The 22128-nt window shown below is 59.8% G+C and carries 20 protein-coding genes; 12 read left to right on the forward strand and 8 right to left on the reverse strand.

Annotated elements, in window-relative coordinates; genetic code table 11:
• Positions 1-22 precede the first annotated feature (22 nt).
• The 7 genes from BM062_RS11480 to BM062_RS11510 all read right to left on the reverse strand — a co-directional run bounded on the left by BM062_RS11480 (position 23) and on the right by BM062_RS11510 (position 8968).
• Complete coding sequence (locus tag BM062_RS11480) at positions 23-622, reverse strand: chalcone isomerase family protein (protein WP_092396923.1); 600 nt, start codon at positions 620-622, stop codon at positions 23-25.
• A gap of 226 nt (positions 623-848) precedes the next feature.
• On the reverse strand, positions 849-1973 hold the full coding sequence (gene dnaJ, locus BM062_RS11485) for a molecular chaperone DnaJ (RefSeq protein WP_092396925.1): 1125 nt from the start codon (positions 1971-1973) through the stop codon (positions 849-851).
• A gap of 117 nt (positions 1974-2090) precedes the next feature.
• Entirely contained in the window at positions 2091-4025 is a 1935-nt protein-coding gene (gene dnaK / locus BM062_RS11490; protein ID WP_092396927.1) for a molecular chaperone DnaK, read from the reverse strand.
• A gap of 104 nt (positions 4026-4129) precedes the next feature.
• Positions 4130-4669 carry a nucleotide exchange factor GrpE gene (gene grpE, locus BM062_RS11495; protein ID WP_092396928.1) on the reverse strand — a complete coding sequence of 180 codons (540 nt, stop codon included), beginning with the start codon at positions 4667-4669 and terminating at the stop codon, positions 4130-4132.
• A gap of 493 nt (positions 4670-5162) precedes the next feature.
• The gene (gene hemH / locus BM062_RS11500) at positions 5163-6263 is read right to left on the reverse strand and encodes a ferrochelatase (protein ID WP_092396929.1); all 1101 of its coding nucleotides are present in this window, start codon (positions 6261-6263) and stop codon (positions 5163-5165) included.
• 23 nt (positions 6264-6286) lie between these two features.
• Positions 6287-7957: a DNA repair protein RecN gene (gene recN, locus BM062_RS11505; RefSeq protein WP_092397169.1), complete on the reverse strand. Its 1671-nt coding sequence runs from the start codon at positions 7955-7957 to the stop codon at positions 6287-6289.
• Positions 7958-8041: 84 nt separating this feature from the next.
• Complete coding sequence (locus tag BM062_RS11510) at positions 8042-8968, reverse strand: NAD kinase (RefSeq protein WP_092396930.1); 927 nt, start codon at positions 8966-8968, stop codon at positions 8042-8044.
• 46 nt (positions 8969-9014) lie between these two features.
• Between BM062_RS11510 and BM062_RS11515 the strand changes: the two genes are divergently transcribed.
• The 3 genes from BM062_RS11515 (at position 9015) to BM062_RS11525 (ending at position 11237) form a co-directional block, all read left to right on the forward strand.
• Positions 9015-9764 carry an HAD family hydrolase gene (locus BM062_RS11515; RefSeq protein ID WP_175500971.1) on the forward strand — a complete coding sequence of 250 codons (750 nt, stop codon included), beginning with the start codon at positions 9015-9017 and terminating at the stop codon, positions 9762-9764.
• Positions 9765-9830: 66 nt separating this feature from the next.
• On the forward strand, positions 9831-10853 hold the full coding sequence (hrcA, locus tag BM062_RS11520; protein ID WP_092396933.1) for a heat-inducible transcriptional repressor HrcA: 1023 nt from the start codon (positions 9831-9833) through the stop codon (positions 10851-10853).
• 12 nt (positions 10854-10865) lie between these two features.
• Positions 10866-11237 (forward strand): TfoX/Sxy family protein, encoded by a 372-nt coding sequence (locus BM062_RS11525; RefSeq protein ID WP_092396935.1) that lies wholly within the window; start codon positions 10866-10868, stop codon positions 11235-11237.
• Between the two features lie 9 nt (positions 11238-11246).
• On the opposite strand, the gene fur is transcribed toward BM062_RS11525, so the two are convergent.
• Entirely contained in the window at positions 11247-11672 is a 426-nt protein-coding gene (gene fur, locus BM062_RS11530) for a ferric iron uptake transcriptional regulator (protein WP_092396937.1), read from the reverse strand.
• Positions 11673-11746: 74 nt separating this feature from the next.
• Here fur and BM062_RS11535 point away from each other — a divergent pair, with 74 nt between their 5' ends.
• The 9 genes from BM062_RS11535 to BM062_RS11575 all read left to right on the forward strand — a co-directional run bounded on the left by BM062_RS11535 (position 11747) and on the right by BM062_RS11575 (position 22089).
• The gene (locus tag BM062_RS11535; RefSeq protein WP_092396938.1) at positions 11747-12325 is read left to right on the forward strand and encodes an outer membrane protein assembly factor BamE; all 579 of its coding nucleotides are present in this window, start codon (positions 11747-11749) and stop codon (positions 12323-12325) included.
• Between the two features lie 31 nt (positions 12326-12356).
• Entirely contained in the window at positions 12357-13163 is an 807-nt protein-coding gene (dapB, locus tag BM062_RS11540; RefSeq protein WP_092396940.1) for a 4-hydroxy-tetrahydrodipicolinate reductase, read from the forward strand.
• Between the two features lie 384 nt (positions 13164-13547).
• Positions 13548-15008: a DUF535 family protein gene (locus BM062_RS11545; protein WP_175500972.1), complete on the forward strand. Its 1461-nt coding sequence runs from the start codon at positions 13548-13550 to the stop codon at positions 15006-15008.
• Positions 15009-15266: 258 nt separating this feature from the next.
• Positions 15267-17912, forward strand: a complete 2646-nt coding sequence (gene leuS, locus BM062_RS11550) for a leucine--tRNA ligase (protein WP_092396944.1) — start codon at positions 15267-15269, stop codon at positions 17910-17912.
• Between the two features lie 59 nt (positions 17913-17971).
• Positions 17972-18565 (forward strand): LPS-assembly lipoprotein LptE, encoded by a 594-nt coding sequence (gene lptE / locus BM062_RS11555; protein ID WP_092396946.1) that lies wholly within the window; start codon positions 17972-17974, stop codon positions 18563-18565.
• Positions 18566-18578: 13 nt separating this feature from the next.
• A complete protein-coding gene (holA, locus tag BM062_RS11560; RefSeq protein ID WP_092396948.1) occupies positions 18579-19595 on the forward strand; it encodes a DNA polymerase III subunit delta in 1017 nt (338 codons plus the stop codon).
• A gap of 8 nt (positions 19596-19603) precedes the next feature.
• A complete protein-coding gene (locus BM062_RS11565) occupies positions 19604-20869 on the forward strand; it encodes a glutamate-5-semialdehyde dehydrogenase (RefSeq protein WP_092396950.1) in 1266 nt (421 codons plus the stop codon).
• Between the two features lie 175 nt (positions 20870-21044).
• The gene (locus BM062_RS11570; RefSeq protein WP_092396951.1) at positions 21045-21467 is read left to right on the forward strand and encodes a CopD family protein; all 423 of its coding nucleotides are present in this window, start codon (positions 21045-21047) and stop codon (positions 21465-21467) included.
• A gap of 19 nt (positions 21468-21486) precedes the next feature.
• Positions 21487-22089 (forward strand): 2-hydroxychromene-2-carboxylate isomerase, encoded by a 603-nt coding sequence (locus tag BM062_RS11575; RefSeq protein WP_092396953.1) that lies wholly within the window; start codon positions 21487-21489, stop codon positions 22087-22089.
• Positions 22090-22128: the final 39 nt, after the last annotated feature.

Consider the following 22128-nt stretch of genomic DNA (forward strand, 5'->3'; position numbering starts at 1 on the left):
GCAGCATTCCCTTTGGCGCAACCTATCCTGTCTGGCCCAGCAACAAGAGCTTCAGCTTGCTGTCCGCCGGTTTCTCGCCCAGCCAGATTTTCAGCAGAGCGTTGTAGAACACCAGGTCAGGCAGCGTCTCCGATACCGGCTTGCCGTTGAAGTGGATCTGCGTGCCGACGCCTGGAATCCAGTCGGTGGTCATCACATCGCCTTTTTTCAGCTCCGGGATCGAGGCAAACAGTTCGCCGAATTTCAGCAGCTGGTTGACGATCTTCGACTTGTCCGCCTTGTCCACATTGTTCTGGATGCCGCTCATGAAAGCACGGCTGAAATCTTCGCTGCTGACGTCGCGCAGCATCACCAGTTCGATCCGGCGCGCGCCCGGCGCTGCCAGTACGTCCGGCACCGTGGTTTTCTTGTCGGACAAATATAAGGCAGCGGTATAGACCTTGAAAATGACCTTATAGCGGATCCCGGCGCCGTTGAGCTTCAGGTCCTGGTTGCCGACCTTGGCGGTTTCTTCGATCTTGACGCCGGCCACGTCTACCGCAAATGCACCCTGCGCCAGGAACAACGCAGACAACACGCAGGCGCAAGCCCCTGCACGCTTCAAACGAGCAACTATCTTCATGTCTCCCCCTATGTTTGTATATGGAGTTTGAGTTTGTATCGACCGCAAATAAAAGAACGATCGTTTTATTATTACCCTATACAGAATAGTGAGCTGGACAAAATTATGCAATAAAGAATTTGTTAACGATGATTGGGCAGCGCGCCCATGCCTATGGGAGCCGCCATGAAAAAAGCCGCCAACCTTGTACGGTTGGCGGCTTTCGCGAGGCTAAGGGTAGTCCTGCTTACTCGAAGAACTCTTTGACCTTGTCTTTCCAGGACTTGCTCTGCGGACTGTGCTTGGCGCCGCCTTCGCTGGTCAGCTGCTCGAATTCCTGCAGCAGCGCTTTCTGGCGGTCGTTCAGTTTGACTGGGGTCTCGACCACGACATGGCAGAACAGGTCGCCGGCATAACCCGAGCGCACACCCTTGATGCCCTTGCTGCGCAGGCGGAAAGTCTTGCCGGACTGGGTGCCGTCGGGAATCGTGAAGGAAGCCTTGCCGTTCAATGTAGGCACTTCGATTTCACCGCCCAGGGCGGCTTTGGCGAACGAGATCGGCATTTCGCAATGGAGGTCGTCGCCTTCGCGCTGGAACACCGCATGCGGCTTGATGTGGATTTCCACGTACAGGTCGCCGGTCGGTCCGCCGTTCATGCCTGGCTCGCCGTTGCCGGAAGAGCGGATCCGCATGCCGTCGTCGATCCCGGCCGGGATCTTCACTTCCAGCGTCTTGTTGCGCTTGATGCGTCCTGCGCCGGCGCAGGATGGGCATGGCTCCGGAATGATCTTGCCGCTGCCGTGGCATTTCGGGCAAGTCTGCTGGATGCTGAAGAAACCTTGCTGCATCCTGACCTGGCCGTGGCCGCCGCAGGTTGGACAGGTGATCGGCTCGGTGCCGGGTTTGGCGCCGCTACCGTGGCAGGGCTCGCACTCGTCCCAGCTTGGCACCCGGATAGTGGTGTCGAAACCGTGCGCCGCTTGTTCCAGCGTGATTTCGAGGTTGTAGCGCAAGTCGGCGCCGCGGTATACCTGCGGTCCGCCGCCACGGCCGCCGCGGCCACCGCCGCCGCCGAAGATGTCGCCGAAGATATCGCCAAAGGCGTCGGCAAAACCGCCGCCGCCACCGCCGCCGCCCATGTTAGGGTCGACCCCGGCATGGCCGTAACGGTCGTAGGCCTCGCGCTTTTGCGGATCGGCCAGCATTTCGTAGGCTTCTTTCGCCTCTTTGAATTTCTCTTCCGCACCTTTGCTGTCCGGATTGCGGTCCGGATGATGCTTCATTGCGAGCTTGCGGTACGCCTTCTTGATTTCGTCATCAGTAGCGTTTTTCGCAACACCCAATATTTCGTAAAAATCACGCTTCGCCATCTTTTTGCACCCAGTTGTTTAAGCGAAAACGCCGAACAGAGCTGCAATAGCATCTGCCCGGCGCATCTTCGCGCCGGTTCGCCGATATAAAGCGGCAAACCGGCGCTGACGAAGATCTTACTTGTCTTTCACTTCCTTGAAATCGGCGTCGACCACGTCGTCTTCTTTCGGCTTGGCTTCCGCACCTGCTGCGCCGGCTTCAGCGCCGCCGGCGGCAGCTTGCTGCGCCTGCATGTCAGCGTACATCTTTTCGCCGAGCTTTTGCGCGGCAGTGGTCAAGGCAGCGGTCTTGTTGTCGATGGCAGCCTTGTCGCTGCCCTTCAACGCTTCTTCCAGTTCCTTGATCGCTGCTTCGATGCTGGCCTTTTCGCCGGCTTCCAGCTTGTCGCCGTATTCCGCCAGCGACTTCTTGGTCGAATGGACCAGCGCATCGCCCTGGTTATGGGCTTCAGCCACTGCCTTCAGGCGCTTGTCTTCTTCGGCATTCGCCTCGGCGTCGCGCACCATTTTCTGGATCTCTTCTTCGGTCAGGCCGGAGTTAGCCTTGATGGTGATCTTGTTTTCCTTGCCGGTAGCCTTGTCCTTGGCGCCTACGTGCAAAATGCCGTTGGCGTCGATGTCGAAGGTCACTTCGATCTGCGGCGTGCCGCGCGCTGCCGGCGGAATGCCTTCCAGGTTGAATTCACCCAGGCCCTTGTTGCCGGCAGCCATTTCGCGCTCACCCTGGAACACCTTGATGGTCACGGCCGGCTGGTTGTCGTCGGCGGTCGAGAACACCTGGCTGAACTTGGTCGGAATGGTGGTGTTCTTCTGGATCATCTTGGTCATCACGCCGCCCATGGTTTCGATACCCAGCGACAGCGGCGTCACGTCCAGCAGCAGCAAGTCCTTGCGGTCGCCCGACAAGACCGAACCCTGGATCGCGGCGCCGACGGCAACCGCTTCATCCGGATTGACGTCCTTGCGTGGATCCTTGCCGAAGAATTCCTTCACCTTTTCCTGCACCTTAGGCATGCGGGTCATGCCGCCGACCAGGATGATGTCGTCGATGTCGGAAACCTTGACGCCGGCGTCCTTGATGGCGATGCGGCAAGGCTCGATGGTCTTGGCAATCAGCTCTTCCACCAGCGATTCCAGCTTGGCGCGGGTCATCTTCAGGTTCAGGTGGATAGGCGCGCCGTTCGCCATGGCGATGTACGGTTCGTTGATTTCTGTCTGTTGCGAGGACGACAGCTCGATCTTGGCGCGTTCGGCCGATGCCTTGATGCGTTGCAGTGCAATCGCATCCTTGCCCAGGTCGATGCCGTTGATCTTCTTGAACTCGTCCAGGATGTAGTCGATGATGCGCTGGTCGAAATCTTCGCCGCCGAGGAAAGTGTCGCCATTGGTGGACAGCACTTCAAACTGCTTTTCGCCATCGACATCGGCGATTTCGATGATCGAAACGTCAAAGGTGCCGCCGCCCAGGTCATACACGGCAATCTTGCGGTCGCCCTTTTCCGCCTTGTCCAGGCCGAATGCCAGCGCAGCCGCGGTCGGCTCGTTGATGATGCGCTTGACGTCCAGGCCGGCGATACGGCCGGCGTCCTTGGTGGCTTGGCGCTGTGCGTCGTTAAAGTAAGCCGGCACCGTGATCACGGCTTCGGTCACTTCTTCGCCGAGGTAGTCTTCGGCAGTCTTTTTCATCTTGCGCAGCACTTCCGCCGAGATTTGCGGCGGCGCCAGTTTCTGCTCGCGCACCTGGACCCATGCATCGCCGTTGTCGGCCTTGATGATCTTGTAAGGCATCAGCGCGATGTCTTTCTGCACTTCTTTTTCGTCGAATTTGCGGCCGATCAGGCGCTTGGTTGCATACAGCGTGTTGGTCGGATTGGTGACCGCCTGGCGCTTGGCTGGAGCGCCGACCAGGATTTCGCCGTCTTCTTGATAAGCGATGATGGAAGGCGTGGTGCGCGCACCTTCCGAGTTTTCGATCACTTTCGGCTGGCCGCCTTCAATGACCGAAACGCAAGAATTGGTGGTACCCAAGTCAATGCCGATAATTTTACCCATGGTGTGTGTCCTTTACTGAATATCTGGTTAATGTTTTGATGGTCTGAATATAGGGAGAAAAGCGGCGCTTTCAAGCGCTGGCACGCTTATTCCTGGCGTTTTTTCTATTTTCCTTGCGCCACGACGACCAGCGCAGGCCGCAGCAAGCGGTCGGCGATGGCGTAGCCCTTCTGCAGCACAGTCACCACGGTATTGGCTTCCTGCTCCGCCGGAACGGTCGAAATTGCCTGGTGTTTCATCGGATCGAGCTTGTCGCCGACTTGCGGCGAGATTTCCGTCAGGCGGTTTCTTTCGAAGGCGGAAGACAGCTGTTTCAGCGTCATTTCCACGCCTTCCTTGAGCGACTCCAGCGACGGCGTTTCGATCTTCAGCGCCATTTCCAGGTTGTCCTTGACCGGCACCAGCGCCTCGGCAAAACCTTCGATCGCAAATTTGTGAGCACGGGCAATATCTTCCTGAGCGCGGCGGCGAACGTTTTCCGACTCAGCCTTGGCGCGCAGGAAAGCATCCTGCATTTCAGCGATCTTGGCTTGCGCTTCCGACAACTGGGTTTCCAGCGTCGTTTCGGGAATTACCGTTGCATCTTCGGCAACCGGGGTCTTTTCCGTTTGCGCCTGTTCGTTCTGATTTTCCATGTGTTCCATTCAAAAATCTCCAACAATCAATAACTTACTAAGTATAGGAAGCCAAATGAGGCTATGCCCTTACTTTTTCAAGGGTTAAAAAAAATGCGCCCTGATTTGGCTGCGAGCCGCGATTCAATCGCCGGGAAATGATCAAACCCGGCAACAATTTGAAACAAGATTTACCAGCCAAGGTTTGCTGCAACGCGGCATTGGAACTAAGCTGCAGGTGTGGGCTCAAACAGATGAATGTTGCCCTGTCCCAACAAACAAAAAAGGAAATATCGTGAAACTGCCGTTAATTTCCGCATTCCTGGTCGTTTATATTTTGCTTGCAGCAAGCTGGATCAGCTATTCGCAACTGATCGCATTATATTGACTTTGGCTATTCGCCTTTGCAACTTGCAAAACAAGCAATAACCATCCATTAGCACCCGGTATCGGGCGCTCATTATAGTTGTGCCTGGCCGCAGCGGCGCAAAACACTCAAAATTTCCAGACCGGCCAGGCCGCTTTATTGGCTGGCGCCCAGGCGCATTGCCTGTTGCCGCGACGCTTCAGCCTGCTGCTTCAATTCTTCCCGCTCACTCTCTGTGGTAGGCCAGCCGATCAGGTGCTCCTCGGCCAGCGAAGCCATGCCTGCTATCCAGGCCGGCGCCTGGTTCAGGCAGGCGATGAAGTGGAACTCCTTGCCGCCCGCCCTCAGGAAATCCTGTTTCGCCTCTATCGCAATTTCTTCCAACGTCTCCAGGCAATCGCTGGTGAAACCCGGGCACATCACATCAACCCGGCCGACGCCCTGCTTTGCCAGCTTTTGCAGGGTCGGCGCGGTGTACGGCTGCAGCCATTCGGCCTTGCCGAAGCGCGACTGGAAGGTCAATTGATACTGCTCGGGCCCGAGTCCTAGCTGCTGCGCCAGCAGGCGCGCGGTTTTCTGGCATTCGCAATGATAAGGGTCGCCCAGCAGCAGGGTGCGCTTGGGTACGCCATGGAAACTCATGATCAGCTTGTCGGGCGTGCCGTGCATCGCCCAGTAAGCCAGCACCGACTCCTTCAGCGCCTGGATATAAGCTTCGTGATCGTGGTAATGCTTGATGAAACGCAGTTCGGGGACATTGCGCACCTGCGCGTAGTGCGCAAATACCGCGTCATAGATCGATGCCGTGGTGGTCGCCGAATATTGCGGATACGCGGGCAAGACCAGGATCCGTTCGCAGCCGTCGACTTTCAACTGCCCCAGCACTTCCGGTATCGAAGGCGAACCGTAACGCATCGCATAGGCTACCTGCACTTGATGGCCGCGTTGTCCCAAGTAACCGCGCAACAGGATCGCCTGTTTGCTGGTGTGGACTTTCAGCGGCGAGCCTTCGTTGCTCCAGATGGAAGCATATTTATGCGCCGACTTGCTGGAGCGGAACGGCAGGATCACGCAATGCAAAATCAGCCACCAGAGCGCCCGCGGTATTTCCACCACTCGCGGATCGGACAGGAATTGCTTCAGGTAGCTGCGCACCGCCTTGGTGGTAGGCGCATCCGGCGTGCCCAGGTTGACCAGCAGGATTGCGGTCTTGCCGGCCTTGCCATGAGTGAACGGAGGTTCTTTACGGAATGCCATGCGAACAGATCCAGGAAACAGGGTTAGAGCGCCAGCAGTTCACGCGCATGCTTGCGCGTGGTTGCGGTAATCTCAAGGCCGCCGAGCATGCGGGCGATTTCTTCGATCCGGTTCTTGGCGTCGAGGCCGTCGATCGCCGACACCGTCTTGTTGCCCTGGCTTTGCTTGCTGACCTGGAAGTGCTGGTTGGCCTGGCTCGCAACCTGAGGCAAGTGGGTGACGCACAGCACCTGGCGATCCTGTCCCAGGCGTTTCAGCAAGCGTCCGACCACTTCCGCCACGCCACCGCCGATGCCGCTGTCGACTTCATCGAAAATCAAGGTCGGCGTCGCGGTCGAACTGGAAGTAATCACCGAAATCGCCAACGCTATCCGCGCCAGCTCGCCGCCCGAGGCGACTTTGGCCAAGGGCCGCGGCGCCACGCCGGCATGACCCGCCACCAGGAACTCCACCTGCTCGACGCCATAGCTGGCTGCCTCGCAAGGATTGAGCGCAACCGCAAAACGGCCGCCGCTCATGCTCAAATCCTGCATCGCCGCAGTCACCGCCGAGCCCAGCGCCTGGGCCGCCTTGGTCCGTGCTTTTGACAGCTTTTGCGCCAACGCCAGGTAGGTTGCTTTCAGCTTTTCTTCCTGCGCCTTCATGGCGTCGAGATCGCTGGCGTCGGCCAGCTGGCGCAGCTGCTGCGACAAGGTTTCCAGCTCCTGCGGCAGTTCGTCCGGCGCCAGCCGGAATTTGCGGCCGGCCGAATGGATCGCTTCCATCCGGTCTTCGACCTGGTGCAGGCGCGCCGGATCGAGCTCGACCCGGCTCAGGTAATCGTTCAGCGCGTAGACCGCCTCCTGCAGCTGGATGCGCGCCGGCTCCAGCGCTTCCAGCACCGGCTTGAGGCTGCTGTCGACATCGACCAGCTTGCCGATCTTCTGGTTCAGCGCCGACAGCTGCGACAACATCGGCGGGCTGTCGTTGGCGTCGTTTTCGGAAATCACGCTGAGCGCTTCCTGCGCCCCTTCGATCAGGCTGGCGGCATGCGACAGGCGGCTGTGCTCGTTGGTGATCTCATCCCATTCGCCCGGCTTGACCGCCAGCTTTTCCAGTTCGCCGACCTGCCACTCCAGGCGTTCCCGTTCCAGCAGCACGTTCTTGGCGTTGGTTTCAAATTCTTCGCGCTGGCGCGCCAGCGAACGCCAGCTTTTGAAGGCGCCGGCCACTGCCAGCAGGTCGTCCTGCAAGCCGGCTTGTCCATCCAGCAACAGCCGCTGGGCGTCGCTTTTCAGCAAAGACTGGTGCGCATGCTGGCCGTGGATGTCGACCAGCATTTCGCCCAGCTCGCGCAGTTGTCCCGCGGTTGCCGCCACGCCGTTGATGAACGCCTTGGAACGGCCGGCGTTGTCGATCACGCGCCGCATCAGGATCACGCCGTCTTCGCTGGCGAATTCGTTCTGCGCCAGCCAGCCGCCGACTTCGCCATCGGTCTCGCCGGCCAGCGCGAACTCCGCCGTCACGTCCGCCTTGGCCGCGCCTTCGCGCACCACGCTGGCGTCGCCGCGGCCGCCCAGCGCCAGCGCCAGGGCATCGATCAGGATGGATTTGCCGGCGCCGGTTTCGCCGGTGAATACGGTAAAGCCGGCGGCGAACTCAAGCTCGATGGCATCGACAATGACAAAATCGCGGATGGAAAGTGTGCGCAGCATGGGAGGGCTCGAAATAGGTGTAAATACAACGCTGGCCTGGCAGCGCCAGGCAATGTCGGCCAGCATAACAAAATCGGCGGCGGCTTACTTGAGCTGCCCTTCCGCCGACGGATATTCGTTCCAGTGCAGCTTTTGCCGCAAGGTGTCGTAATAACTCCAGCCGGCCGGATGCAAAAAGGTGATGGTATGTTCGGAGCGCCGTATCAGGATGCGGTCGCCATGCTGCAGGCTGGCCAGCGACTGCATGTCGAAATTGGCGCTCATGTCGCGGCCGTTGACGATTTCAATCACGATTTCGCTGCTGTCCGGGACCACGATAGGCCGGTTCGACAGCGCATGCGGCGCAATCGGCACGAGCACGATGCCGCCCAGCGAGGGATGCAGCAAAGGCCCGCCGGCGGACAGGGAATACGCGGTCGAGCCGGTCGGCGTCGCCACGATCAGGCCGTCGGAACGCTGGTTGTACATGAAGCGGCCGTCGACCTCGACCATCAGTTCCGCCATGCCCGAGCCGGCGCCGCGCGCCACCACCACGTCGTTGAACGCCAGCGCGCTGAAGATCTGCTGGCCGTCGCGCATGACCGACCCTTGCAACAGGCTGCGCCGTTCCGATTCGACCTTACCGTCCAGCATTTCGCCCAGCACCGGCAACATGCGCTCCAGCGAGATATCGGTGATGAAACCGAGGCGGCCCTGGTTGATGCCGATCAAAGGCACATCGTAAGGCGCCAGCTGGCGCGCAATGCCCAGCATGGTGCCGTCGCCGCCGACAATGATCGCGGCGTCAGCCTGCTGGCCGATCTGCGCCGGCGTCATCGCGGCGATCGGCAGCGCGACGTTCTGCGCAGTCTCGGTCTCCAGCACCACATGGTGGCCGCGTCCTTGCAGGAAATCGGCGATTTCAGTCAGCGACTCGGAAATGCCGGCGGCGAAATACTTGCCGACGATCGCAATGGTTTTCGGCATAGGTTCTAGCAAAACCGCTTGAGAAGGTAATTTTATAGGCCACATGCTGGCGATTAGACCATAATTTAGGCTTGCAATGAAGGATACGCACATGGCCCTGACGAATAATTCAGCTATCTTCCCTGGTTCCCGGCCCGGCAAATCGCCCGCCGTCAAAGCGGTGCTGTTCGACCTCGACGATACGCTGTGGCCGATCGTGCCGGTGATCGCGCGCGCCGAACAGCTGCTGTTCGACTGGCTGCGCCAGAATGCTCCCGCGGTCGCCCGCGAGTTCACCATCGAGAGCCTGCGCCAGCAGCGCATGGCGCTGGTGGCGAGCAACCCGGTGTTCAAGTTCGACCTGTGGCGGCTGCGCCATGCGGCGCTGACGATTGCTTTCAACAGCGTCGGCGAAGACGCCGGCAAAGTGGATGCGGCGATGGCGGTATTTTCCGAAGCGCGCCACGCGGTGACGCCGTTCGCCGACGTCCAGCCGGCCTTGGTGCGGCTCAGCCGGCGCCTGCCGCTGGGTACGGTCTCGAACGGTTTCGCCGATCTCGGCAAAATCGGCCTGGCCGAGCATTTCCAGGCATCGATCGCAGCCCACAGCTTCGGCTGCGCCAAACCCGATCCCAGCATTTTCCATGCGGCTTGCGCAGCGCTGAACGTGGCGCCGGAACAAGCGGTGTATGTCGGCGACGACCCGTTGCTGGACGTGGTCGGCGCCCAGCAAGCCGGTTTGCAGGCGGTCTGGATCAACCGTTTCGAGCGCGTGCTGCCGGCCGGCATCAGCGCCCAGGCCAGCTGCGCCAGCCTGCTTGAGCTGGAGACGTGGCTGGAACAAACCGCGGTTAGCCGCTAAAACAGTGTATAAGTGCATGCATAAGCCGCTGGCATGCAAGCCCGGCGCTCGCTAAAATACAACTATATGCAACTAGATAATCGCGCTCAAACCCTGCTCAAAGCCCTGGTCGAACGGTATATCGCCGACGGCCAGCCGGTTGGCTCGCGTGCCTTGTCCAAGATCTCGGGCCTGGAACTGTCGCCGGCGACGATACGCAACATCATGGCTGACCTTGAGGAAATGGGCTTTGTCGCCAGTCCCCACACCTCAGCCGGCCGGGTGCCTACCCCGCGCGGCTACCGCATGTTTGTCGACACCCTGCTGACGGTCGAGCCGATAGACGAAACCGCGCTGGAATCGAAGATGCAGGCGCGGCTGCAGCCGAATTCGCAACAAAAGATCATTGCCAATGCGGCACAAGTGTTGTCATCCCTATCGCATTTTGCGGGCGTGGTGCTGTCGCCGCGGCGCGAATCGATTTTCCAGCAGATCGAATTCCTGCGGCTGTCGGAAAAACGCATCCTGCTGGTGATCGTCAGTCCCAACGGCGACGTCCAGAACCGGCTGCTGCTGACCGATGTCGACTACAGCCCGGCCAAGCTGGTGCAGGCCGCCAATTACATCAACCAGCATTACGGCGGCCTCAGCCTGGACGATGTCCGCCTGCGCCTGCAAGGCGAACTGCGCAAGCTGCGCGACGACATGACCTGGCTGATGCAGGCCGCGGTCGAAGCCGGCAGCGACGCCATGACCGACAATAGCGACGAAGTGGTGATTTCAGGCGAACGCAACCTGCTCAGCGTCACCGACTTGTCCTCGAACATGGATTCCTTGCGCAAGCTGTTCGACATGTTCGAGCAAAAAACCAGCCTGATGCAGCTGCTCGATATTTCTGGCAAAGCCACCGGCGTCCAGATTTTCATCGGCGGCGAATCGCAGCTGGTGCCGATGGACGAAATGAGCGTGGTGACCGCGCCCTACGAGGTCAACGGCAAGATTGTCGGCACGCTGGGCGTGATCGGCCCGACCCGGATGGCGTATGAACGCGTGATCCCGATCGTGAATATCACCGCCAAGCTGCTGTCGAACGCCTTGAGCCACAGCTGAGCCGCCTGGAACATGTCCCGCAACGACGCCGTCATCGACTATATCCGCGAGCTGCTGGCGCCGCTGGGCGCCATCAGCGCGCGCAGGATGTTCGGCGGCTACGGCGTCTACCACGATAGCGTGATGATCGCCCTGGTTGCCGATGGCGTCCTGTATCTCAAGACCGACGACGAAACCCGGCCGCAGTTCGCCGCCGCCGGATGCACGCCCTGCGTCTTTGAAAGCAAAGGAAAAACCATTGAGATGAGCTACTGGTCGGCGCCTGAAGACGCGATGGATTCAGCCGCGGCGATGACGCCCTGGGCGCGTCTGGCCTATGCGGCAGCGGTGCGCAAGGCTAACGCCAAGCCGGCGCCGAAGGCGCGCAAGCGCAAAGCAGCGTAAGAACTGGCATCAGCCTTTTTTCTTGCGGCAATCGCGGCAATGGCCATACAGCGCCAGCGCATGGTCGGCGATTTCGAAACCGTGGTCCTTGGCGACGATTTTCTGGCGCTTTTCAATTTCTTCGTCGTAAAACTCTTCCACCAGGCCGCAATCCAGGCAAACCAGATGGTCGTGGTGCGAGCCTTCATTGAGTTCAAACACGGCCTTGCCGGTTTCAAAATGATTGCGCTGCAACAGCCCGGCCTGCTCGAATTGGGTCAGTACGCGGTACACGGTCGCCAGGCCGACATCGAGGTTGTCGCTCAGCAGGATTTTATAGACGTCCTCGGCGCTCAGATGGCGTACTTCGCTATTCTGGAAGATTTCCAGGATTTTGAGGCGTGGCAACGTGGCTTTGAGGCCGCTGGCTTTCAGTTCGGATGGATTGTTCGGCATGTTTTGGTCACAAATGGATGATCTGCTTTATCATATAGCGTTTTAGCACAGTTGCTCAATCAATTGAGATCCTTATGCGAATGTTGCTCTCCCCTGTCCGTACCTCCGCCCGCATCGTCCCTTTAGCCGCTGCAGTTGTCTTGATGGCTGCCCTGGCCGGCTGCGCTTCAAAAAAACCCCTGCTCGACCAGTCCGCTGCCAGCGCAGATCCGGCGGCGGCCCCTGTAGTCACCGATACCAGCGGAGTGCAAACCGTCAAGCATCGCCGCTTCCTGGGCATCTTCTCCCCTTACCGGATCGATATCCAGCAGGGAAATTTTGTCTCGAAAGAAATGTTGGCACAAGTTAAAGAAGGCATGACGCGAGAACAAGTGCGTTTCGCGCTCGGCACGCCGTTGCTGACCGACCTGTTCCATGAAGATCGCTGGGACTACGTGTTCCGCCTGCAAAAGGGCAATGGCGAAATCACCACCAGCCGGGTCAGCGTTTTCTTCAACGGCAACCTGCTGGCGCGCGTCGACGGCGGCAACCTGCCTACCGAGAACGACTACCTGGACCGGCTTTCAGGCGGCGCGGCAGAAGCCAAGAAGAGCGTCAAGAATGTGGAAATTGCCCCAACCGTGCCTAGCGCGCCAGGCCCTTCCAAGAACTGATTTATAAATTGTCCAGATCGTCGAATTGATAATGACTCAGATGAAAATAGCCGTTGCAGGCGCCTCGGGACGCATGGGACGCATGCTGGTCGAGGCGATCCAGAACGCCGACGACGCGCTGCTGGCCGGTGCGCTGGGCGTGCCGGGCACGCCTGAACTGGGAACCGACGCTGCGGCGTTCCTGGGCAAGCCTGCCGATGTCCTGATCGAAGCCGACCTGGCCAAGGGCTTGGCGCAAGCGGCCTACCTGATCGATTTCACCCGTCCCGAAGGCACGCTGAAGCATCTGGATTACTGCGCCGCCCATGGCATCAAGATGATTATCGGCACCACCGGTTTCGATGAAGCCGGCAAGGCTGCAATCGCGGCGGCGGCGAAAAAGACCGCTATCGTGTTCGCTTCCAACATGAGCGTCGGCGTCAATGTCACGCTGAAATTGCTGGAGATGGCGGCCAAGAGCTTTTCCCATGGCTACGACATCGAAATCATCGAAGCCCATCATCGCCATAAGGTCGACGCCCCCTCCGGCACCGCGCTGATGATGGGTGAAGTCGTCGCTGGCGCGCTCGGGCGCAAGCTGGACGACGTCGCAGTCTATGCCCGCGAAGGCATCACCGGGGAACGCGATCCGTCCTCGATCGGTTTTGCCGCCATCCGCGGCGGCGATATCGTCGGCGACCATACGGTGCTGTTTGCCGGCATCGGCGAACGCGTAGAGATCACGCACAAATCATCCAGCCGTGTCACTTACGCCCAGGGCGCCTTGCGCGCGGCACGTTTCCTGCGCGACAAGAGCAGCGGCCTGTATGACATGCAGGATGTACTGGGCCTGCGCTGACGCCGGCCTTCAACAAACTCCTCCCTCCAAGTAATTCACTGAATCCGGTGGGGCCGCCTGGCCTTGCCGGTTTTTCCCTCGACCTTCGCTTCCTTCTCGCGGTTTCCCTTCACTAGTCCGCTGCACCGCTTCCGCATCAACACTTTCCGCTTGGCAATTCAATAATTCGATCAAATTACTCCAGCTTGCAAGTTTGCATGTAACATCCTATTTTTATTTGTATCTTAATGTGTCTGAAAGTAACAAAGCAGGTACAGCCCTGCAAAACATATATTTTTAGCACCATTTTTACCCCAATTCTGATCGCCCACGCATATGACTTTGTCTTCTTACAATCACCTTTTGTGGTCGGCGGGCCCGCCCGGGTATATCGGAATTCCGTTCATGCTGGCGCTGGCGATCGCCGAATGGGGCGTCTACCTGGTGCCGACCAGCCTGGTCGGCTTGTGGATCAGCGGTGGCAGGGCTACCCGCCGGCTTTCCCTCAAGGCAATCGTCACGACCGCCGCCGCGGTACTGGCCAGCAAACTCATCCCACCGCTCTGGGATACCCTGGTGCCGGCCACATGGAATGATTACCTGTACCAGGCTAAAAGCGCGCATTGCGTCTCGCCCAGTGTGACGATTGCCATCATCCTGGCCACCGGCCTGACACTGTGGACGGCAAAAACCATCAAGATCAAATGGATAGGCGTATTGCTGGTGATGCTGTCGCTGGCCGTCAGCTGGGCCAAGATTTTCCTTGGCGTGCACTATCCGCTGGATATTTTTGTCGCCGGCCTGGTTTCGCTGGCGATGATGCTGGCCATGAACAGCAGGTATGGCAAAGTCATCAGCCTCGGCGCCGTGCGGCTCCTTCACGGCCGCCTGCAAAACCTGGCATTGCTATCGGAAATATCCCTTTTCTTCTTCCCCCAGCCAGCCCTACCCCGCGTCGGCAACAGCAGTCCGCGCATTACTCTGCACACCTGCCTGAAGCACTCGCCGCGCGGCCTGTCGTATTTCGCCAAGCAGATCAAGCTGAGCGCCCGCAGCGTGATCCACTACCAGCAGACGCAGCGCTGGCTGGCCTACTGGAATGCAACGCCGATGCACGCCAAACTGGCGCAAGCCACGCCCAGGCTGCTGCAAAAAATCTATCGCCCCTACCAGTCGCTGCGCCTGCGCAGCCAGGACCGGATGAATATCCTGGTCAGCCACTACGACTTCATTTTCCGGCAAGGCCTCGGCTCCCTGGTGCTGAGCGCGGCGCAAGCACCGCTGCTGCTAGGCAGTTTCAGCGGAAAATCCGGGGCCATCTACGAAATCCAGCTGTCGGCGATTGCCACGCTTGACCGCGAGGGCGAACTGGCGCTCGACCTGTACAGCGACCAGCAACGCCTGTTCTCGGTAGCCTTCACCTTTTACGGCAGTGAACTGGTCCCCTGCGTCGGCGTCGGCTGCCTGCAAGGCCCGCGCGGCAGCGATGCCCAGGAACGGGTGCGCAACGCCACCCGCGACATGTTCGGCCTGCGCCCGAAAGGCTTGATGCTGCGCCTGGTGAGGGAAATCGGCCGGGCTTACGGCTGCAAAAAGCTGATCCTGGTAGGCAACCGCAACCGGGTCTTGTTTCATCAGATCCGCACCGGCAAGGTGCTCGCCGATTATGATGATTTTTGGCAAGAAATGGGGGCGACCCGCCGTCCCGACGGTGAGTACCAGCTCTGCTGCGAGGCGATCCCCGTCCCCAACCTGCAGGAAATCCCCTCTCACAAGCGCTCGGAAGCGCGCAAGCGCATTGAACTCACGGAACGCGCGGTCGAAGCCACCCTGAACGGCTTTGCCGGCAACTTCAACGCCGCTTGAAATGCCACGGTTGCCCGGCCAGCCGGCCGGTATTGCGTATGCATGGCGCTACTCCACCTCTCCTATACGCTAAAGCAGCATCCGAACCAGTATAATCACTGGTTCGGATGCCATGAGTATTGGCTCAGCAAGTTCACATTCCGATTCGCAGCGACCAAGATGCTTGAATTCGTCCCGGCCGACGTTTGATCTCCAGCCGACGATTCGGCGCCTTGTTCTTTTGCAAAGCGGAATAACATTCACCTTTTAGCTCCCGTCATGCAAGAAAAATACAGCCCGACCGACGTCGAAAAATCAGCACAAGACCACTGGCATTCCATCGACGCCTACAAGACCGTCGAACATGCCAAGGACCAGCACGGCCAAGAGAAAAAGAAATTCTATGCCTGCTCGATGCTGCCTTACCCTTCAGGCAAGCTGCATATGGGCCACGTGCGCAACTACACCATCAACGACGTGATGTACCGCTACCTGCGGATGAACGGCTACAACGTACTGATGCCGATGGGCTGGGACGCGTTCGGCATGCCGGCGGAAAACGCCGCGATGGCCAATAACGTGCCGCCTGCGCAATGGACCTACGCCAACATCGAGCACATGAAGATGCAGATGCAGGCGATGGGGCTGGCGATCGACTGGTCGCGCGAAATGACCGCCTGCACGCCGCAATACTACAAATGGAACCAATGGATGTTCCTGAAGATGCTGGAGCAAGGCATCATCTACAAAAAGACCGGCACCGTGAACTGGGACCCGGTCGACCAGACCGTGCTGGCCAATGAGCAGGTGGTCGACGGCCGCGGCTGGCGCTCCGGCGCGCTGATCGAAAAGCGCGAAATCCCGATGTACTACGCCAAGATCACCGACTACGCCGAAGAGCTGCTGGAGCACGTCGAAACCAAATTGCCGGGCTGGCCGGAACGGGTGCGCCTGATGCAGGCCAACTGGATTGGCAAGTCGACCGGCGTGCGCTTTGCGTTCCCGCACAAGATCGAAGAAGACGGCAAACTGATCCAGGACGGCAAGCTGTGGGTGTTCACCACCCGCGCCGACACCATCAAGGGCGTGACCTTCTGCGCCGTGGCGCCGGAACATGCGCTGGCCACCTTCGCCGCCAAGACCAATCCCGAACTGGCCGAATTCATCGCCGAATGCAAAAAGGGCAGCGTCATCGAGGCCGACATGGCGACGATGGAAAAGAAAGGCATGCCGACCGGCTTGCACGTGTCGCATCCGTTGACCGGCCAGCTGATCGAAGTCTGGGTCGGCAACTACGTCTTGATCACCTACGGCGACGGCGCCGTCATGGGCGTGCCGGCGCACGATGAGCGCGACTTTGCGTTCGCCCAGAAATACGTGCTGCCGATCCGTCCGGTGATTGCCGTCGAAGGCAAGACCTACTCCGAGGAAAGCTGGCACGACTGGTATGCCGACAAGGAAAACGGCGTCTGCGTCGATTCCGGCAAATACGATGGCCTCCACTACCAGGAAGCCGTCGATGCGGTCGCCGCCGACCTGGCGGCGCACGGCCTGGGCGAGAAAAAAATCACCTATCGCCTGCGCGACTGGGGCATCTCGCGCCAGCGTTACTGGGGCACGCCTATCCCGATCATCCACTGCAGCGATTGCGGCGACGTGCCGGTGCCGGAAAAAGACTTGCCGGTGATCCTGCCGGAAGACTGCGTGCCGGACGGCAGCGGCAATCCGCTCAACAAGCACGAAAAATTCCTGCATGTCGACTGCCCTCAATGCGGCAAGCCGGCGCGGCGCGAAACCGACACCATGGACACCTTCGTCGATTCGTCCTGGTATTACATGCGTTATTGCTCGCCAAACAGCAACGACGCCATGGTCGACGCGCGCAACGATTACTGGATGCCGATGGACCAGTACATCGGCGGCATCGAACACGCTGTGCTGCATCTGCTGTACGCCCGTTTCTGGACCAAGGTCATGCGCGATTTCGGCCTGATCAAGTTCGACGAGCCGTTCACCAACCTGCTGACCCAGGGCATGGTGCTCAATGAAACCTATTTCCGCGAAGACGCCGGCGGCAAGAAGACCTGGCACAACCCGGAAGATGTGGAACTGACTTTCGACGACAAGGGCCGGCCGCTCACCGCCACCCTGAAAACCGACGGCAAGCCGGTGGAAATCGGCGGCACCGAAAAGATGTCGAAGTCGAAGAACAACGGCATCGATCCGCAAGCCCAGATCGACCAGTACGGCGCCGACACCGCGCGCCTGTTCACCATGTTTGCCTCGCCGCCGGAACAGACCCTGGAATGGTCAGGCACCGGAGTAGAAGGCGCCAACCGCTTCCTGCGCCGGGTATGGGCCTTCAGCCATGCCCGCGCCGCCAATATTGTGCCGAGCGCAACCTCGGATTTTTCCGGCTTGAACGATGTGCAGAAAACATTGCGGCGCGAAGTGCACAAGATTTTGCAGCAAGCCGACCATGACTTGAAGCGGATCCAGTACAACACCGTGGTGTCGGCCTGCATGAAAATGCTGAACACCCTGGAAGCCGCCAAGCTCGACCAGTCGCCGGCCAGCAATGCGGTATTGACTGAGGGCCTGTCGGTTTTCCTGCGGGTGCTCAATCCGATAGCGCCGCACATCACCCACGCGCTGTGGCAGGAGCTCGGCTTTGCCGCCGTGCACGGCGACATCCTCGACGCCAGCTGGCCGCAAGTGGACGGCAAGGCGCTGGAACAAAGCGAAATCGAAATGATGATCCAGGTGAACGGCAAGCTGCGCGGCAGCATCACCGTCGCCAAGGATGCCGACAAGGCCAGCATCGAGGCCGCTGCACTGGCGAACGAGAGTGTCCGGAAATACCTCGAAGGCGCGCCGAAGAAAATCATCGTGGTGCCGGGAAAACTGGTCAATATCGTCGCCTGACCTCGCGTATGGCCGGACCACCAGGTCCGGCCTCGAATCTTGAAACAAGGAATGCCCGAATGTTGAATAGAATGCCTCTCAGAATGCCCGCCGATTCCCGCAACTGGCTGCGCTGGCCGTTGATACTGGCCATGACCGCGCTGCTGTGCGCCTGCGGCTTCCATCTGCGCGGCACGGCCAACTTGCCATTCAAGTCGCTGTACATGACCTTCGGCGCCAACTCGCCGCTGGGAATCGAGCTGAGGCGCAATATCCTGGCCAGCGGCAATACCCAGGTGCTGAGCTCTGCCGAGGGCGCCGAGGCAACGCTGGATGTGCTGGCCGAGACGCGTGAAAAAGTCATCCTGACCACCAACAGTTCGGGCCGGGCCAGCGAGTACATGCTGTATTACCGGCTGACTTTCCGGGTTGTCGACGCACAAAAGAAGGAATTGCTGCCGGCCACCCAGATCACGCTGAAACGCGATATCAGCTACAACTCGTCGCAAGAACTGTCGAAGGCAGCGGAAGAAGTCCTGCTGTACCGCGACATGCAGTCAGACATGGTGCAGCAGATCCTGCGCCGCCTGGCCGCCATCAAGACCGCCCAGCCGACCCAGCCTGAAACCGCGCCGGCAGCAACTCCGGCGCCAGTTCCGGCCCCCTCCAAATAACCAGGGCCGGTGCATGCAACTGCGGCTTGACGCGCTGGACGGCCATTTGGCGAAAACCCTGGCGCCCTTGTATGTGATCACCAGCGACGAGCATCTGCTGGCGCTGGAGGCGTCCGACAAGATTCGCAAGAGCGCGCGCAGCAACGGTTGCAGCGAGCGCGACGTGCTGGTGGTCGACCGCAGCTTCAAATGGGGCGAGCTGCTGGCCGCCAACCAGTCGCAATCGCTGTTCGGCGATAAAAAACTGATCGAGCTGCGCATCCCTACCGGCAAGCCGGGCAAGGATGGCGGCCAGGCTTTGCAAAACTATACGGCGACGCTCAATCCCGACAACGTCACCATCATTACCCTGCCCAAGCTCGACTGGGCGACGCAAAAGGCGGCCTGGGTCGCCACCCTGCAGCAGAGCGCGGTGTATATTGATATTCCGCTGGTGGAACGGGCGCATTTGCCGAACTGGATCGGCGTGCGGCTGGCGGCCCAGCAGCAAAGTGCTGATCGCCAGTCGCTGGATTTCATCGCCGACCGGGTCGAAGGCAACCTGCTGGCGGCACACCAGGAAATCCAGAAACTGGCTTTGCTGCATCCACCCGGCAAACTGAGTTTTGAACAGTGCCACGATGCGGTGCTCAACGTCGCGCGCTATGACGTATTCAAGCTCAACGAAGCGATGCTGGCCGGCGATGCGGCACGCCTGGTGCGGATGATGGATGGCTTGAAAGGTGAAGGCGAAGCGCTGCCGCTGGTGTTGTGGGCGGTTTCAGAGGAAATCCGCACCTTGCTGAAATTGAAATCGGCAGCCAGCCAGGGACGTCCGATTCCCGCGCTGCTGAAGGAATACCGTATCTGGGGGCCACGCGAGAGGCTGATGGAACCGGCGCTGCGGCGCCTGAGCCTGGCGACGCTGGAAGCGGCCCTGAAGGATGCGGCGCAAGTCGACAAGATGGTGAAAGGTTTACGTGCAAAAGCCTTTTCCGGCGATGCTTGGGATGCATTGCTGCAGCTGGGTTTGAAAGTCGCACATACTTGATTGAACATATGGATATCCAACAATACATGACCGAAGTCGGACAACGTGCACGCGCCGCATCGCGCGCCATGGCGCGTGCCGACACTGCGGTCAAGAACCGCGCACTGAGCCTGATCGCCGCCGCCATCCGGCGCGACGCCGACCTGTTGCGCGCCGCCAACCAGGTCGATCTCGAAACGGCGCGCGCCAACGGCCTGGCGCCTGCAATGCTGGACCGCCTGACGCTGTCGGAGCAGGCTATCGCCACCATGGTGGCCGGGCTCGAACAGATTGTCAGCCTGCCCGATCCGATCGGCGAAATCTCGAACATGAAATACCGTCCTACCGGCATCCAGGTGGGCCAGATGCGAGTGCCGCTGGGCGTCATCGGCATCATTTACGAAGCCCGGCCGAACGTCACGGTGGATGCCGCGGGCCTGTGCATCAAGAGCGGCAACGCCACCATCCTGCGCGGCGGCTCCGAAGCCCATCATTGCAACCAGGCGCTGGCCAGGCTGGTGCAGGAGGGGCTGGCCGGCGCCGGCCTGCCGCAGGACGCGGTGCAGGTAGTCGACACCACCGACCGTGCCGCGGTCGGCGCCCTGATCACCATGCCGCAATATGTCGACGTCATCGTGCCGCGCGGCGGCAAGGGCCTGATCGCACGCCTGATCCAGGAGGCCACGGTGCCGATGATCAAGCATCTCGACGGCATCTGCCACGTTTATATCGACGACCAGGCCGATCTCGACAAGGCCGCGAAGATTGCCTTCAATGCCAAATGCCATCGTTATGGCACTTGCAACACCATGGAAACCTTGCTGGTGGCGCGCGCGGTTGCACCGCAGGTCTTGCCGCAGCTGGCCAAGCTGTACCAGGGCAAGGAAGTCGAACTGCGCGCCGACGATGAAGCCCGGGCCATCCTCGCCGGTTATCCCTACCTGGCCGCCGCCAGCGAGGATGACTGGCGCACCGAATACCTGGCGGCGATCCTGTCGGTCAAGATCGTTGCCGACGTGGATGAGGCAATCGCCCATATCAACACCTATTCTTCGCAGCACACTGACAGCATCGTCACCGAGAACCACTCGCGGGCCATGCGTTTCCTGCGTGAAGTCGATTCCGCATCGGTCATGATCAATGCCTCGACCCGTTTTGCCGACGGTTTCGAATTCGGCCTGGGCGCCGAGATCGGCATTTCCAACGATAAGCTGCATGCGCGCGGCCCGGTCGGCCTCGAGGGCCTGACTTCGCTAAAATATGTCGTGTTCGGGCACGGCGAAGTACGCGAATAAAATGCAGCATGCGGCGGGTGTGCCGATACTGCCGCCGCCGGTTCTTTGTTTGCGGACCAGAGCAAGAAGCCCTGGTCCCGTTTAAGCTATTGCCCGATATCCGCAGCGCCGGTTTGCATTGGTGTTGCATGCAACCGCAATCACCCTTCCCGCAATAATCAAAAAAAGGAACGCCATGCTTTGGATCAAATCGCTGCATATTGTCTTCATCGCATCATGGTTTGCCGGCCTGTTTTACCTGCCGCGGATCCTGGTCAACCTGGCACAGGAAACCGATGCCGCAGCCACCAGCAGATTGCTGCTGATGGCGCGCAAGCTGTATCGCTTCACGACCATGCTGGCGCTGCCGGCAGTCGTATTCGGCGCCTGGCTGTGGCTGGGCTATGGCATAGGCAAAGGTCCAGGCAACGGCTGGCTGCATGCCAAGCTGTTCCTGGTGATCCTCGTGATCGGCTACCACCATGCCTGCGGCAGCCTGCTGAAGAAATTTGAAAACGGGGCGAATACCCGCAGCCATGTCTGGTTCCGCTGGTTCAATGAAGTCCCGGTCCTGCTGCTGCTCGCCATCGTTATCCTGGTGGTTGTCAAACCGTTCTAAGCCTATCCAAGGACCAGCCATGAGCAAGCTCTGTGAATATTATTTTGCGCCGCATTCGCCATTCGCCTACCTGGGCCATGCGCGCCTGGTGGCGTTGTCCCATCAATACGATGTCAAGATCGCATTAAAACCTTGCGACTTGTCCAAGGTCTTCAACACCTCCGGCGGCTTGCCGCTGGCCAAACGGGCGCCCCAGCGCCAGGCTTACCGGCTGGAGGAGCTGCGGCGCTGGAGCGAATACCTGCAGGTGCCGCTGAACCCGCACCCAACGTTCTTCCCGGTGCAGAGCGACGACGCCGCAAAACTGATCATCGCCAGCCAGCTTGCGCACGGCACGGAAGCCGCCCTGGCGCTGACCGGCGCTATAATGCGCGCAGTCTGGGCCGAACAGCGCAATATTGCTGACCACGCCACCCTGGCCGCGATCGCCTCGGAACTGGGGCACGACGGCAAGACCTTGCTGAAATCGGCGGAAACCGCCAGCGTCCAGAGCGAATTCGACCGTTTTACCGAGGAAGCCATTTCCGCCAACATCTTTGGCGCGCCCTGGTATGTAGTCGACGGCGAAGCGTTCTGGGGCCAGGACCGGCTGGACTTCGTAGAGCGTGCATTCGCCAGATAAATATATTTTTCTTACCGCCTGGCTAGTCAAGGTAGCCAG

It is taken from the genome of Collimonas sp. OK412 (assembly GCF_900112135.1).
GTDB lineage: Bacteria > Pseudomonadota > Gammaproteobacteria > Burkholderiales > Burkholderiaceae_D > Collimonas > Collimonas rhizosphaerae.

What these genes read in the sequence shown, in the direction of transcription:
- dapB (WP_092396940.1), top strand. Translation starts at nt 12,357, where the DNA reads ATGACTCAGATGAAAATAGCCGTTGCAGGCGCCTCGGGACGCATGGGA.
- BM062_RS11565 (WP_092396950.1), top strand. Translation starts at nt 19,604, where the DNA reads ATGGATATCCAACAATACATGACCGAAGTCGGACAACGTGCACGCGCC.
- BM062_RS11510 (WP_092396930.1), bottom strand. Translation starts at nt 8,968, where the DNA reads ATGTGGCCTATAAAATTACCTTCTCAAGCGGTTTTGCTAGAACCTATG.
- BM062_RS11545 (WP_175500972.1), top strand. Translation starts at nt 13,548, where the DNA reads ATGCTGGCGCTGGCGATCGCCGAATGGGGCGTCTACCTGGTGCCGACC.
- BM062_RS11480 (WP_092396923.1), bottom strand. Translation starts at nt 622, where the DNA reads ATGAAGATAGTTGCTCGTTTGAAGCGTGCAGGGGCTTGCGCCTGCGTG.
- dnaK (WP_092396927.1), bottom strand. Translation starts at nt 4,025, where the DNA reads ATGGGTAAAATTATCGGCATTGACTTGGGTACCACCAATTCTTGCGTT.
- BM062_RS11515 (WP_175500971.1), top strand. Translation starts at nt 9,015, where the DNA reads ATGGCCCTGACGAATAATTCAGCTATCTTCCCTGGTTCCCGGCCCGGC.
- dnaJ (WP_092396925.1), bottom strand. Translation starts at nt 1,973, where the DNA reads ATGGCGAAGCGTGATTTTTACGAAATATTGGGTGTTGCGAAAAACGCT.
- BM062_RS11535 (WP_092396938.1), top strand. Translation starts at nt 11,747, where the DNA reads ATGCGAATGTTGCTCTCCCCTGTCCGTACCTCCGCCCGCATCGTCCCT.
- holA (WP_092396948.1), top strand. Translation starts at nt 18,579, where the DNA reads ATGCAACTGCGGCTTGACGCGCTGGACGGCCATTTGGCGAAAACCCTG.
- grpE (WP_092396928.1), bottom strand. Translation starts at nt 4,669, where the DNA reads ATGGAACACATGGAAAATCAGAACGAACAGGCGCAAACGGAAAAGACC.
- leuS (WP_092396944.1), top strand. Translation starts at nt 15,267, where the DNA reads ATGCAAGAAAAATACAGCCCGACCGACGTCGAAAAATCAGCACAAGAC.
- hrcA (WP_092396933.1), top strand. Translation starts at nt 9,831, where the DNA reads ATGCAACTAGATAATCGCGCTCAAACCCTGCTCAAAGCCCTGGTCGAA.
- BM062_RS11575 (WP_092396953.1), top strand. Translation starts at nt 21,487, where the DNA reads ATGAGCAAGCTCTGTGAATATTATTTTGCGCCGCATTCGCCATTCGCC.
- recN (WP_092397169.1), bottom strand. Translation starts at nt 7,957, where the DNA reads ATGCTGCGCACACTTTCCATCCGCGATTTTGTCATTGTCGATGCCATC.
- lptE (WP_092396946.1), top strand. Translation starts at nt 17,972, where the DNA reads ATGTTGAATAGAATGCCTCTCAGAATGCCCGCCGATTCCCGCAACTGG.
- hemH (WP_092396929.1), bottom strand. Translation starts at nt 6,263, where the DNA reads ATGGCATTCCGTAAAGAACCTCCGTTCACTCATGGCAAGGCCGGCAAG.
- BM062_RS11570 (WP_092396951.1), top strand. Translation starts at nt 21,045, where the DNA reads ATGCTTTGGATCAAATCGCTGCATATTGTCTTCATCGCATCATGGTTT.
- BM062_RS11525 (WP_092396935.1), top strand. Translation starts at nt 10,866, where the DNA reads ATGTCCCGCAACGACGCCGTCATCGACTATATCCGCGAGCTGCTGGCG.
- fur (WP_092396937.1), bottom strand. Translation starts at nt 11,672, where the DNA reads ATGCCGAACAATCCATCCGAACTGAAAGCCAGCGGCCTCAAAGCCACG.